At 73.9% G+C, this 12,884-nt stretch carries 12 protein-coding genes; 10 read left to right on the plus strand and 2 right to left on the minus strand.

Features of this window, described 5'->3' with window-relative positions; all coding sequences use genetic code 11:
* The 9 genes from VGL20_09970 to VGL20_10010 all read left to right on the plus strand — a co-directional run.
* A partial coding sequence (locus tag VGL20_09970; GenBank protein ID HEY2704005.1) for a hypothetical protein occupies window positions 1-201 on the plus strand: 201 nt, incomplete at its 5' end.
* Window positions 202-323: 122 nt separating this feature from the next.
* On the plus strand, window positions 324-3,449 hold the full coding sequence (locus VGL20_09975) for a molybdopterin-dependent oxidoreductase (protein ID HEY2704006.1): 3,126 nt from the start codon (window positions 324-326) through the stop codon (window positions 3,447-3,449).
* Window positions 3,449-4,231, plus strand: coding sequence for a formate dehydrogenase accessory protein FdhE (gene fdhE / locus VGL20_09980; protein ID HEY2704007.1), 783 nt, complete (start codon window positions 3,449-3,451; stop codon window positions 4,229-4,231). Before VGL20_09975 ends, fdhE begins: the two co-directional genes overlap by 1 nt.
* A gap of 2 nt (window positions 4,232-4,233) precedes the next feature.
* A complete protein-coding gene (locus VGL20_09985; GenBank protein ID HEY2704008.1) occupies window positions 4,234-5,049 on the plus strand; it encodes a 4Fe-4S dicluster domain-containing protein in 816 nt (271 codons plus the stop codon).
* Window positions 5,049-5,918 carry an NrfD/PsrC family molybdoenzyme membrane anchor subunit gene (gene nrfD, locus VGL20_09990; GenBank protein ID HEY2704009.1) on the plus strand — a complete coding sequence of 290 codons (870 nt, stop codon included), beginning with the start codon at window positions 5,049-5,051 and terminating at the stop codon, window positions 5,916-5,918. Before VGL20_09985 ends, nrfD begins: the two co-directional genes overlap by 1 nt.
* Window positions 5,915-6,406, plus strand: a complete 492-nt coding sequence (locus VGL20_09995; GenBank protein ID HEY2704010.1) for a hypothetical protein — start codon at window positions 5,915-5,917, stop codon at window positions 6,404-6,406. Before nrfD ends, VGL20_09995 begins: the two co-directional genes overlap by 4 nt.
* Window positions 6,407-6,448: 42 nt before the next feature.
* The gene (locus VGL20_10000) at window positions 6,449-7,021 is read left to right on the plus strand and encodes a sigma-70 family RNA polymerase sigma factor (GenBank protein HEY2704011.1); all 573 of its coding nucleotides are present in this window, start codon (window positions 6,449-6,451) and stop codon (window positions 7,019-7,021) included.
* Window positions 7,021-8,016 carry a zf-HC2 domain-containing protein gene (locus VGL20_10005; protein HEY2704012.1) on the plus strand — a complete coding sequence of 332 codons (996 nt, stop codon included), beginning with the start codon at window positions 7,021-7,023 and terminating at the stop codon, window positions 8,014-8,016. Before VGL20_10000 ends, VGL20_10005 begins: the two co-directional genes overlap by 1 nt.
* Window positions 8,017-8,056: 40 nt before the next feature.
* On the plus strand, window positions 8,057-9,655 hold the full coding sequence (locus VGL20_10010; GenBank protein ID HEY2704013.1) for a glycosyl hydrolase family 18 protein: 1,599 nt from the start codon (window positions 8,057-8,059) through the stop codon (window positions 9,653-9,655).
* Between the two features lie 4 nt (window positions 9,656-9,659).
* On the opposite strand, the gene VGL20_10015 is transcribed toward VGL20_10010, so the two are convergent.
* Window positions 9,660-10,193 carry a bifunctional nuclease family protein gene (locus tag VGL20_10015; protein ID HEY2704014.1) on the minus strand — a complete coding sequence of 178 codons (534 nt, stop codon included), beginning with the start codon at window positions 10,191-10,193 and terminating at the stop codon, window positions 9,660-9,662.
* A gap of 51 nt (window positions 10,194-10,244) precedes the next feature.
* The gene (locus VGL20_10020) at window positions 10,245-10,784 is read right to left on the minus strand and encodes a 6-carboxytetrahydropterin synthase (GenBank protein ID HEY2704015.1); all 540 of its coding nucleotides are present in this window, start codon (window positions 10,782-10,784) and stop codon (window positions 10,245-10,247) included.
* Between the two features lie 21 nt (window positions 10,785-10,805).
* On the opposite strand from VGL20_10020, the gene VGL20_10025 reads away from it, so the two are divergent.
* On the plus strand, window positions 10,806-12,884 hold a 2,079-nt coding region (locus VGL20_10025; GenBank protein HEY2704016.1), incomplete at its 3' end, for a DNA polymerase.

Here is a 12,884-nt window from a genome sequence, read left to right on the forward strand (position 1 = left end):
TACGTCGGCGCCGGGCTGGCCGTGCCCCTGGCGGTCTCGCTGCTCCCGGCGCGGCTGCGCCACCGGCCCGGGGTGCGGCTCGCCGGCGCCGCGGCCACCCTCGCCGGCGGGCTCTGCCTGCGCGCCGCGGTGGTGCGTGGCGGTGAGGCGTCGGCGCTCGATCCCGAGGCGGTGCTGGGGGAGACCCCGCCCGAGGCCTGACCCCCGGCCTGCAATTGCAGGCGGGGACGCGGGCGACTCGTTGACACCCCTCCGCGGCGTGCGTATGTTCCAACGCTACACGCAATCACCGTCCCGTTTGTGCATGTGTCGGAGGGGGCCGGATGCCGACCGTCAGCCGCCGCGGGTTCCTCAAGCTCGGCGCCGCCGGCAGTGGCGGGCTGGCGCTCAGCGGGCTGGGCTTCGACCTCGCCCAGGCCCGCGGCGTCGCCCAGCAGCTGCGCATCCAGGGTGCCACCGAGTCGCACTCGGTCTGTCCCTACTGCGCGGTGGGCTGCTCGCTGGTGGCGTACACCCGGAAGCAGCCCGACGGCTCGGTCCGGCTCCTGCAGATCGAGGGCGACCCCGACAGCCCGGTGAACGAGGGCAGGCTCTGCCCCAAGGGCGCCACCGCGATGCAGCTGGCCACCTCGGCACGGCGGGTCGACCAGCCCCTCCACCGTCCCCCCGGCGCCACCGCGTGGCAGCCGATCTCCTGGGACGCGGCCCTCGACCGGATCGCCGCCAACGTCAAGCGCGCCCGGGATGCCACCTTCGTCACCGAGGACGCCAACGGCAACACCGTCAACCGCTGCGAGGGCATCGCCTTCGCCGGCGGCGCCGCGTTCAGCAACGAGGAGGGCTACCTCGCCGCCAAGGTGATGCGCGCGCTGGGGGTGGTCCACCTCGAACAGCAGGCGCGTGTTTGACACGGCCCCACGGTGGTCAGTTTGGCCGCCACGTTCGGCCGGGGGGCGATGACCAACCACTGGCGCGACATCCGGAACGCCGACCTCATCCTCATCAACGGCGCCAACCCGGCCGAGGCCCACCCGGTCGGCTTCCAGTGGTTCATGCGGGCCAAGCTCGACCGTGGCGCCAGGATCGTGCACACCGACCCGCGGTTCACCCGCACCTCGGCGGTCGCCGACGTCCACCTGCCGATCCGCACCGGCACCGACGCCGCCTACTTCGGCGGCCTCGTCAATTACGTGCTCCAGAACAACCTGTTCCACGACGAGTACGTGCGCAACTACACCAACGCCTCCTGGATCGTGCAGCCGGGATACGGCTTCCAGGACGGCCTCTTCTCCGGCTACAACGCCGGCAAGCGCACCTACGACATCTCCACGTGGGCGTACGAGGGCACCGCCGGGCCCAGCCAGGCGGGCGCGGGACAGCCGCAGCAGCAGGTGCAGGTGTCCGGCCAGAGCCCGCAGGGCACGTCGCTGGACGCCTTCGCCCGGCGGGACCCGACCCTGCAGGACCCGCGCTGCGTCTTCCAGCTGATGAGGCAGCACTACGCCCGGTACACCCCGGAGATGGTGGAGCGCATCACCGGCATCCCCCGGGCCCGCTTCCTCGAGGTGGCCCGGATGGTGGGCGAGATGGGCCGCCCCGACAGGGTGATGACCATCGTCTACGCGGTCGGCCTCACCCACCACACCACCGGCTCGCAGCTGATCCGCTCCGGGGCGATCCTGCAGCTGCTGCTCGGCAACATCGGCCGCCCCGGCGGGGGCATGAACGCCGAGCGCGGCCACGCGAACATCCAGGGGAACACCGACAACGCGATCTCCTGGGAGATCCTCCCCGGCTACCTGCGCGTCCCCGCCCCGGGTCAGAGGACCCTCGACGACTACGTCAACCAGAGCGCGAGCAGGCGCAGCGACCCGAACTCCTGGAACTTCCTCGGCATCAACTACCGGAAGTTCATGGTGAGCCTGCTGAAGACCTGGTACGGCGACGCCGCCAACGCCGACAACCAGTACGCCTTCGACCACCTTCCCAAGCCGGCGCAGAACGCCTCGTGGATGTCGATCTACGACAACGCGCTGAAGGGGAGGATGAAGGGGGTGCTGCTCTCGGGGATGACCGCGACCAGCATCGGGCCCGACTCCAACCAGGTGATGACCGCGCTCGGCAACCTGGAGTGGCTGGTGGTGATGGACCCGCTGCCGACCACCAGCTCGGAGTTCTGGCACGCCCCCGGCGTCGACCCGGCGGCGGTGAGGACCGAGGTCTTCATGCTGCCCACCACCCACTGGATCGAGAAGGACGGCTCCTTCGTGAACAGCGGTCGCTGGATGCAGTGGAAGGACCAGGTGCTGCCCCCCCAGGGCCAGGCGCGCCACGACCACTGGATCCTCGCCGAGCTGCTGCTGCGGGTGCGGAAGCTGTACCAGCAGCAGGGCGGGCGGTACCCCGACCCGGTGGTGCAGCTGACCATGGACTACGCCGATCCGCACCGGCCCGCCCTCGACGAGATCGCCCGGGAGGTGAACGGCCGCGACCTCGCCACCGGGAAGCGGCTGGCCAGCTTCGCGCTGCTCAAGGACGACGGCACCACCACCGCGGGCAACTGGATCTACACCGGGTTCTATCCCGAGAGCGGCAACCTCGCCCGCCGCCGCCAGGGTGTCGACGACCCCGCGACGAACGATCCCACCGGCCTCGGCCACTATCCCAACTGGGCCTGGAGCTGGCCGCTCAATCGCCGGGTGCTGTACAACCGCGCCTCCGCCGACCTGGCGGGGAAGCCGTGGGACCCGACCCGGGCGGGCATCCAGTGGAACGGCAGCAGATGGGTGGGCGACGTGCCCGACTACCCGGCGACGATGAGCCCCACCGATCCCAACGCGTATCTGCCCTTCATCATGAACGGCGAGGGGGTGGGGCGGCTCTTCTCCAACTCCACCATCGACGGCCCGTTCCCCGAGCACTACGAGCCGGTCGAGTCGCCGGTCACCAACCCGCTGCACCCCCAGGTGTCGGCCTCCCCGGTGGCGTTCCTCTACGACCAGGCCGCGGGCCGGAAGAACCGGTTCGGCACCGTCAAGGACTACCCGTACATCGCCACCAGCTACCGGCTCACCGAGCACGAGCACTACGTCACCCAGCACGTGCCGCTCCTGGTCGGGCTGCAGCCGGAGCCCTTCGTCGAGCTGCCGCCGCAGCTGGCGGCGCAGAAGGGGATTCGCACCGGCGACCGGGTGCGGGTCTCGTCGGCGCGGGGCCGGCTCGAGGTCCTGGCCCTGGTCACCCCGCGACTGCAGCCGCTCACCGTCGACGGCAGAACCGTGTACCAGGTCGGCATCCCCATCCACTGGGGCTTCGTCGGCGTCGCCGCCGACCGCGACCCCAACAGGGGAGCGAACTGGCTGGCCAACGCGCTCACCCCGTTCGTCGGCGACGCCAACGCGCGCACCCCGGAGTTCAAGTCGTTCCTCGTCAACGTGGAGAGGCTGTGATGGCCGCGGCCCACGCTGTCGACACCCGCTGGGACGACCGCCGCCGTCGCGGCGCCGAGCTCACCCGCCGCTATCCCTTCGCCGCCGAGGTGCTGCGGCTGCACGACGCCCTCCTCGACGTCCAGGAGCCGGCCTTTGCCGCGACCCCGGCCCTCGACGGCCTCGAAGCCGTGGCCGCGCACGCCGCCGCCGCGGTGCTGCCCGCGGTGGTCGAGGCCACCATGGCCGCCGGGCCCGAGCTGCTCGCGGAGCGGGCCTGGGGCCGCCTCGAGCAGGGCGGGCTGGAGACCGTGGTCCACGGCTGGCTGATGGGGAGGGAGCAGTCCCAGCTCGACCGCTACCTCGCCCGCGCCGCCGCCACCCCGGTGCTGGAGGCGCTCGGCGAGTCGCTCAGCCCCGGGGCGGAGGTCGACGCCCGCCACTGCCGGCGCTGCGGCGGGCCGCCGCAGCTCGCGGTGATCGAGCCCGGCGAGGCGCTGAGCGGCTCGCGGCGGCGGCTGGTCTGCGCGCGCTGCCTGGCCGGCTGGACCTATCCGCGGATGGTCTGCGCCGGCTGCGGCGAGACCGACAGCCGGCGGCTGCCGATCTACGAGGAGGGCGACTGGATCCCCCACGCCCGCATCGAGGGCTGCGAGAGCTGCCGCCGCTACCTGATCAGCGTCGACCTGCGCAAGGACGGCGCCGCGGTGCCCCCGGTCGACGAGCTGGCGGCGATGCCCCTCGCGCTCCACGCCGAGAGCCTCGGCCTCCGCAAGATCGTGCCCAACCTCATGGGGTTGTAGCCATGGCCGTCAGGATCTCTCCGGGCACGGCGTACGGGTTCTTCACCGACACCAGCATCTGCATCGGCTGCAAGGCCTGCGAGGTGGCCTGCAAGGAGTGGAACCAGCTCCCCGGCAACGCCCCGAGCTTCCTCGGCGACAGCCTCGACAACACCGGCCAGCTCGACGCCATGAACTGGCGGCACGTCCAGTTCCTCGAGCGGTTCACGCCCCCGGCGCCGGGTGGCGGCGGTGGACGGCAGGCGTTCCTGATGATGTCCGACGTCTGCAAGCACTGCAACCAGGCCAGCTGCATGGACGTCTGCCCGACCGGCGCGATCATCCGCACCGAGTTCGACACCGTGTTCATCCAGCAGGACGTCTGCAACGGCTGCCGCAACTGCATCAGCGCGTGCCCGTTCGGGGTCATCGGCTTCCACGGCGACACCGGCACGGTGCGCAAGTGCACGCTCTGCTACGACCGCCTCCAGGCGGGGATGCAGCCCGCCTGTGCCCAGGCCTGCCCCACCCAGTCGATCCAGTTCGGGCCGCTCGACCAGCTCCACCAGCGGGCCGACGCCCGCCTCGCCACCCTCCACGGCGACGGGCACGAGGAGGCGCGCCTGTACGGCCGCGACGACAGGGTGTACGGGGGCCTCGGCGCCTTCTTCCTGCTGATGGACACGCCCGAGACATACGGGCTGCCCGCCGCCGCCAGCGCGGTGCGGCCGGGGCGCAACAACGCCCCCGGCTACCTCGGGGCGCTGCTCGGCTCGGTGCTCGCCGTGCTCGGCGGGCTGATCGCCTTCCGCCGGCGGAACGAGACCGAGGCAGGGTGATGGCCAACGAGCACTTCGCGGTCTCGCCGGACTGGCGCTGGTACATCCTCCTGTACTTCTTCCTCGCGGGCATCGCCGGGGGGGCGTACGTCATCGGCGCCCTCCTCCGGCTCACCGGCGCCGACCCCACCGCCGAGCGGGTCGCCTTCCTGGTCGCCCTGCCGGCGATCGTGGTGTGCCCGGTGCTGCTGACCCTCGACCTGGGCTCACCCGCCCGCTTCTGGCACATGCTCGTGAACACCACCCCCGGCGCCGGCGGGCTGAACCTGCATCTCGAATCGCCGATGTCGGTCGGGGTCTGGGCGCTGAGCCTGTTCTCGCTGTTCGCCCTGGCGTCGTTCCTCGCCGCTCTCGGCCGGCCGGCCGGGCTGGCGCGGCTGGTGGCGGGGCCGGTGGGCACCGTGATCACCGTGGCCGGCGCGGTGCTCGGGCTCTTCGTCGCGTCCTACACCGGGGTGCTGCTCAGCGTGAGCAACGAGGCGGTGTGGAGCGACACCTGGACGCTCGGCGGTCTCTTCCTCGCCTCGGGGATGAGCGCCGCCGCGGTGGTGGTGGCGATGGTCGCGCGGCGCCGGGCGGGGCCGGGGACGGAGCGGCGGCTCGCCGAGGCCGACGGCTGGTTCGCCCTGGTCGAGCTGCTCTTCGTCGCCCTCCTGTTCATCACCCTCGCCGCCGCCGGCACCGCCAGCACCGTGCTCGGCCACGGCTGGGTGCTGCTCTGGGTGGTGGTCGGGCTCGGCCTGCTGCCGCCGCTGCTCGGGCTGGCGCGGCGTGGCCTCGCCGGGGCGATGACGGCGGTGGCGCCGGTGCTGGTGATCCTCGGGGTGCTGGCGCTGCGGGCGGTGATCATCTTCAGCCCGCAGGGGTGAGCGGGCTCCGCGTCGGCGTCGAGCTGCCCGCCCCCGGCGACGACCCCGGCGGCTGGCTCGCCGAGGCCACCGCCTACGAGGCTGCCGGGGTCGACTCGCTCTGGCTGCGCGGCGGCGACGCCGGTGCCTGGGTGCTGCTCGGCGCCCTCGCCGCGGTGACCTGGAGGGTGCGGCTCGGGGTGCTGCCCGGTGCGGTCGCCGAGCCGAGCGCCGCCGCCGCGCTGGGCCGGCTGAGCCGTGGCCGCCTGCTCCAGGCCCGGGCCGGGCTCGGTGGCGACGGCATCGAGGTCGAGGGCGGCGAGGCCGTCGAGCGGTGGTCGCGGGCGGCGCCGCCGCCGGGGCGGCCGGCCTGGGCGGGGGCGCTGGAGGCGGCGGCGGCGGCCGGGGCGGCGGGGGTGCTCGTGCCCGCGGCGCCGGGGCTGCTCGACCTGCTCCGCAACCCCGACGCCGAGGACGACCGCTCCGACCTGCAGATGAGCTGCGGCTGAGCGGCGGGAACCCGGCGACCCACCCCCGCGTATGGTGGGGTGATGGACGACGAGGCGCTTCTCGACCGGGCCCGCCGGGGCGATCGGGAGGCGTTCGCCGAATTGGTGACCCGCCACCAGGATGGTCTCTACACCATGGCGCTCCGACTGCTGGGACGGCCCGAGGACGCGTGCGACGTCGTCCAGGAGACCTTCATGCGCGCCTACGTCAACCTCCCGAAGCTGCGTGGCGGGTCGGTGCGCGGCTGGCTCTACCGGGTCGCCGTCAACGCCGGCCACGACGTGCAGCGCCGCGGGGTGCGCCGCCCCGAGGACCCGCTCGACCGCGGCGACGGCAAGATCCTCGACCTGCCCGACCCGGCGATCGGGCCCGACGCCGTCGCCGAGGGACGCGAGCGCGCCCGGGTGGTGCGCGACGCGCTGCTCGCCCTGCCCGCCGACTTCCGCGAGGCGGTGGTGCTCCGCGACGTCAACCAGCTCTCCTACGAGGAGATCGCCGAGGCGCTGCGGGTGCCGCTGGGGACGGTGAAGTCGCGCCTCAGCCGCGCCCGGGCGATGCTCGCCGAGGCGCTCCGCGGCAACACCGCGATCTTCGCGGCCGAGGGCACCCGCTGATGGCCGAGCGCCACGTCGACCCGCTCTTCTCCGCCGCCTACGACGACGAGCTCGACCGCGGCGCCCGCCGCCGCTTCGACGCCCACCTCGAGGGCTGCACCCGCTGCGCCGCCGCCTTCGAGGACTACCGCACCGCCGTCGACGCGGTGCACCTGCTGCCGGCGGTGGCGATGCCCGCCACCGTGCGCCTCCCGTTGGGCGCGCCCCGGGCGGCCGCCGGCCGTGCCGAGGTGCTGGGGAGGCTGCGCGACGCGCTGCTCCATCCCCAGCCGGTGACCGCGGCGGCGACGATGGCGGCGGTGGGCATCGCCGCGGTGGTGCTCGCGGTGCACCACGGTGGCGGGGGCACCAGCTCGGCGACCGCCGGGAACGCCCCCGTCGCCCTCTCGCAGGGGTCGGGGTCCTCCGCGCAGGGAGCGGCGGGGTTCCCCCCCATCCCGGCTCCGGAGCGGCCCGTCCCCTGCCCGGTGGCCCCGGTCGCCGGCGGCGGGGCGGCGCCGGCCGGCTACGCCCACTCTGCGAGCACCCCCACCGGGACCGGGGGCGAGCTGGTCCTCGCCACCCCCGCCGACAGCTACGGGGCGGGCGAGACCATCCCCATCTACGCGCGCCTGACCACGCCGGGCTCGCCCGGCGGGGGCGGCGCCGTGGTCCCCTGCGTGAGCCTGGAGACGGACGGGTCGGCCGCGGCGTCCCAGCCCAAGGCCGCCGCGCGGGTCCCGCAGGGCGCTCCGCCGCAGGCGCCGGCGTACGACAGCGCCGCCCAGCCGACCCCGCTCGCCGTCGCCACCTCGGGACCGGCGCCGCTCTCCGCGGCGGGCTCGGCCGGTTCTTCGAGCCGGCTGCAGGGGTCCGGCCCGCTGCTCAGCGTGACCATCCCGGCGGGCATCGCGAAGGGGACGACGCTCCGGCTGGTGGCCGTGATCCCGGCCCACTACCCCGGCAACCCCGGGGACGTCCCGATCCAGGTGGTTCTCCTCATCACGGTCCGCTGAGCCCTGTTCGAACACCCGCTCGATCCCTAGACTCCCGGCCATGCCCGGCCGCCGTGCCGCCGCCCTGCTCTGCGCCCTGCTGGTGACGGCCTGCGGAGGAGCCGCCACCCCGCCGGCCACACCCCCGCCGGCCACCGGGGCGGTGGTGGTGAGCGCCGGCGGCCACAGCCTCGGCGACGGCAGCGTCGCGGTGCCGCCGACCCTCGACCTGCGGGTCTCCGCCGCCCGGCCGCTCGCCGCCGACGAGGGCAGGGCGATGCTCGACGATCGGCCGCTCCACCTCCACTCGGAGGCGGGAGCGCTGGTGGCGGCGGTGGCGGCGATGCCGCTGGGCTCGGCCCACCACCTCGACCTCGACGTGGTCGGCCGCGGCCGCCACCGGCTCGGCTTCCACGTGGTCGCACCCGCCGGCGCCATGGCCGCGCTCCACTCCGACCCGCGCGACGGCACCGTGCTCGACCTCGCCATCGAGCTGGCGCCCGCCGACCGCGCCGCGGTGGAGGCTGCGATCCCCGGCGGCATCCGCGCCTGGCAGGACGATCGCCACCTGCGGGTGTTCTGGACGGCGCCACCCGGGGGCCGGCTGCACCTCCCGGTGATGCCCACCGACCTCGGCTCCCACCTGGCGGCGCCGCTCGACCTCGACCTGACCGCGGTGCCGCCGGGGACGGTGCGGACCCGGGTGGTGCCCGCTCCCCCGGCACCGCCGCCACCCCGGCTGCTGCTCGCCTTCAGCGTCGCGACCGCCGCGTCGCGGGCGTCGGCGGCCGCCCACCTCGGCCAGATCTCCGTGCTCAGCCCCACCGGGCTGGTGGCCCACCAGGACGGCACCCTGACCGGCGCCGCCGACCCGCCGGCGGTCGCCGCCGCCACCGCGGCCCGGGTGCCGGTCTGGCCGCTGATCCAGAACGCGGAGTTCGACAGCGCCGCGGTGGCCGCCCTGCTCGAGGACGACGCCGCCAGCGGGCGGCTGGTCGGGGCGCTGCGCGCCGCCGCATCCGAGGCCGGCTACACCGGTCTCGACCTCGACTTCGAGAGCGTGCCCCCCGCCGACCGCGACCACCTCAGCGCCTTCGTGTCCAGGCTGGCGGCCGGGCTCCACGCCGACGGGCGCCGGCTGGCGATCGCGGTGGTGCCCCACAAGCCGGGCCACCTCAACTTCTACTCGGGTGCGTACGACCTGCCCGCGCTCGCCGGCCACGCCGACCTCCTGACCCTGATGGCGTACGAGGAGCACGGCCCCAGCACCGTGCCCGGCCCGGTCGCCGGGCTGGACTGGGACCGGCAGCTGCTCAACGGCAGCCTCGACCGCCTCCCCGGCGACAAGGCCCTGCTGGGGATGCCCCTCTACGCCCGCTCGTGGACGCTGACCGGCGCCCCCGCCGACGGCTACGCCCCGGCGCTGGCCACCGCACTCGCCGGGCCGGGGGCGCGGGTCGACTACGACTTCACCGGGTACACGCCGCTGGTGCGGACCGGCGCCGGCGACGCGGTCACCTACTTCGACGACGCCGACAGCCTCGCCCGCAAGCTCGCCCTCGCCGGCCAGCGGGGGATGGGCGGCACCGCGGTCTGGCGGCTCGGCTTCGAGGACCCGGCGATCTGGTCGGTGTTCCCGGCCACGCCCGCCCGCGTCTAGGTCCCTACGAGCCGCCCGGCTTGTCCTCGCCGAGGTCGGGCAGGTCCATGGAGTTGATCATCTCGCGGAAGACGGCGAGCTTCTCGTCGTCCTCGGCGGGCTCCTTGGAGTCGCCGCCCTCCTTGTCGGCCTCGGGCAGCACCCCGGCACGCTCGAGCACGTCGCCGGCGACGAAGATGCGCGCCCCCACCCGGACGGCGACGGCGATGGCGTCGGACGGCCGGGCGTCGATGTCGAGGGCCCGGCCGTCGAGGCGGGCCATGATCCGGGCGAAGAAGACGTCGTTGCTCAGCGAGGTGACCACGATGCGGTCGACGGTCACGTCCACCGCCCCGAGGATGTTCACCAGGAGGTCGTGGGTGATCGGGCGCTCCGGGGTGATCCCGGTGATGCGCAGAGCGATCGCGTTCGCCTCGTTGATGCCGATCCAGATGGGCAGGTAGCGCTCCGCCTCCTTCTCCTTGAGGATGACCACGTGCTGACCGGTGGGCATGTGGACGCGGATGCTGTCGACCGTCATCTCGGTGAGCTCGGACATAGCCTGATGATAGCGCTGGCCACCGAGGGCAGCCGAGCCGTCCGATTGCCCCTAGCGCAGCGGTTCGGTGACGGTCGCCCCCTGCCCCGGGCTCTCCTCGACGGTGACCTCGAGGCGGACGGTGACCTCGCCGAGGCGCTCGCGCAGCCGTCCCAGCAGGTGCTCGGCGAGGCACTCGCAGGTGGTGTTGCTCACCGGCAGCAGGCAGGTGTCGGAGGCGGGGAGGAGGAAGCGCCGGGCGCCCTCGCGCAGCTCCACCTCGCCCTCCAGCTGGGTCACCCGCACCTCCGGACAGGCGGTGGGGACGAGCATCCGGTGGTCGAGGAGCGCGACCTCGGCGCGCGCCGCCGCCTTGAGCAGGGCGAAGTCGATGACCGTGCCGTCCTCGCGCAGCCCCCCGTGGGCGCGCAGCGACACCGTGTAGTTGTGTCCGTGGAGCGGCTCCGAGCCCGTCTCCACGATGCTGAAGTGAGCTGCCGAGAAGCCGATCGACGCCTTGTCGACGTGAACCGTCACCTCACCCGCCGGCGCTGACGCGCCGATGGTGCGGGGGGACTCCCCCCTGCGTCCCCCCTGAGGCTCCCGCTCCATCGGTGGGTACCATAGCGCGTCGTGCCGCGCGAGACCCTGCTGCTCATCGACGGCCACGCGCTGGTCTACCGGGCCTTCTTCGCGATGCCCGCGCTCAGCAACAGCCGCGGCCAGATGACGAACGCCGCCTACGGCTTCACCTCGATGCTCCTCAAGGTGTTCGCCGAGCACAACCCGGTGTACGCCATCGCCGCCTTCGACCCCAAGGGGCCCACCTTCCGGCACCAGGAGTTCGCCGCCTACAAGGCGCAGCGGCCGCCGATGCCCGAGGAGCTGGTCAGCCAGATCCCGCTCAGCCGCGCCGTCGTCGAGGTCCTCGGCATCCCGGTCGTCGAGCTGCCCGGCTTCGAGGCCGACGACGTCATCGGCACCCTCAGCCGCCGCGCCGAGGAGATGGGCCTCGACGTGCTCATCCTCACCGGCGACCTCGATGCCCTCCAGCTGGTCACAGAGCACACCCACGTGTACGCCACCCGCCGGGGCATCACCGACACCATCGTGTACGACCTCGACAGGGTGCGTGAGCGCTACGGGTTCGAGCCGCCGCTGGTGGTCGACTTCAAGGCGATGCAGGGCGACGTCAGCGACAACATCCCCGGGGTGCCGGGGATCGGCGAGAAGACCGCCAAGGCGCTGGTCGCCGAGCACGGGACCGTCGAGAGCATCCTCGCGGCGGTGCCCGAGATGAAGCCCGGCCGGGTGCGCCGCGCCCTCGAGGAGCACTCCGAGCAGGCGCTGCTCAGCAAGCGGATGGCCACCATCGTCCGCGACGTCGACGTGCCCTTCGACATCGAGGGGGCGCGGCTCGGCGAGTTCGACCGCGAGCGCGCCCGGCAGCTCTTCGAGGAGCTGGAGTTCCGCAGCCTCATCCCCCGCCTCCCCGGCGGCGGCCTGGGCGCGCCCTCCGGCCCTCTCCCCGGTGCGATGGTCCCCATCGCCGGGCAGGTCTCGCTCCCCCTGGTGCCCGCCCCCTCGGCCACCGGCGTCACCGTGGTCACCACCGAGGCCCAGGCGCGCGCGGCGGCCGAGCGGCTGCGCGCCGCCGGACGGGTGGCGGTGCGCACCGTGGTCGAGGAGCCGGCACGGCGGGGCGCGGTGGTCGGGGTCGCCCTGGCGGACCTCGACGACCCCGCCCATGCCTGGTACCTGCCCGTCGACCACGAGCTCGGCACCCTCGGCGAGGCGGTCCAGGAGCCGGCCACCCCGGAGGCGGTCGCCGTGGTCGCCTCCCTGCTCGCCGACCCCGCCGTGGCCAAGACCGCATACGACCTCAAGCGCGAGCTGCTCGCCTGGCGCGGCCGTGGCCTCGCCCTGGCCGGCTGCGACACCGACCTGCTGCTGATCGCCTACCTGGTCAACACCCGCACCCGGGTGGCGCCGCTGCACATCCTCGCCGAGGAGCTGTGCGAGGCGCGGCTCGATGCCGAGGAGGTGCTGCTCGGCTCGGGACGGACCGCCCGCCGGCCCTCCCAGCTCTCGGTCCTGGAGGCGGCCAGCCACTTCGGGCGCTACGCGGCGCTGATGGGACCGGTGCGCACCGCCCTCGAGGCGCGCCTCGAGGAGTGGTCGATGCGCCGGCTCCACGACGAGATGGAGCTGCCGCTGGTGCCGATCCTCGCCGACATGGAGGTGCTGGGCATCGCCGTCGACGACGTGCAGCTCGGCACCATGAGCACCGAGCTGTACCAGCGCATCCAGGCTCTGGAGGCGGAGATGTTCGAGCTCTCCGGCCACACCTTCAACGTGGGCAGCCCCCAGCAGCTGCAGCGCCTCCTCTACGACGACCTCGGGCTCGCCGCCGGCCGGCGGATCAAGACCGGCCGGAGCACCGACGCCGACGCCCTCGAGGCGCTCCGGGACGAGCACCCGATCATCGACCTCATCCTCGAGTGGCGGCAGCTCACCAAGCTGAAGGGCACCTACGTGGATGCGCTGCCGCTGCTCCGCGAGCGCGACGGTCGGGTGCACACCTCGTTCAACCAGGCCGTCGCCACCACCGGCCGGCTGTCCTCCGCCGATCCCAACCTGCAGAACGTGCCGATGCGCACCGAGTGGGGGCAGCGGGTGCGCCGCGCCTTCCTGCCCGACCGCGGCCAGGTG

The organism is Candidatus Dormiibacterota bacterium, from assembly GCA_036495095.1.
Classification (GTDB): Bacteria; Chloroflexota; Dormibacteria; order Aeolococcales; family Aeolococcaceae; genus CF-96.